Source organism: Corynebacterium sp. HMSC070H05 (genome assembly GCF_001837615.1).
Taxonomy (GTDB): Bacteria; Actinomycetota; Actinomycetes; order Mycobacteriales; family Mycobacteriaceae; genus Corynebacterium; species Corynebacterium coyleae.
In genome coordinates, this window is sequence record NZ_KV833332.1 from 1 (window position 1) to 397 (window position 397).

General features: G+C 52.4%; 1 protein-coding gene. It reads left to right on the top strand.

From position 1 onward, the window contains the following. Positions 1 to 253, top strand: a 253-nt coding sequence (locus tag HMPREF2617_RS12190) for a hypothetical protein (protein ID WP_210400833.1), incomplete at its 5' end; no start/stop codon positions are given. Positions 254 to 397: the final 144 nt, after the last annotated feature.

Here is a 397-nt window from a genome sequence, read left to right on the forward strand (position 1 = left end):
GTCCGGATTGTTCACCAATCCAACCCACAAACCACACTGGCGCGAAGGGTTGTTGAACGATCCGATTTGCCTTGGGCGCACTTCGTTGAACAATCTTTATGCATGCATAGTATGCGGTTTAAGGGTGTTTTCAGCCAACACCCGCCCGTTTGAATCGCGACCTGGGGAAATGCCGGAGCAACACTTCAAAACAGCCCTAAAACGGTCGGGGGGATTGTTCAACGACTGTGAAAACGGCTCGAAATGGGTGTGACGTGCGGATTGTTCAGCAATCCGCACCACCTGCTTACCCCCGGAAATTACCCCCGTTTTACGAGCACACACGCAACAATAGCCTTCGAGACACGAAAAACAGGGCGCTTTAGCCCTGTTCTGCTAGTACGTTTCGCGCCCAACT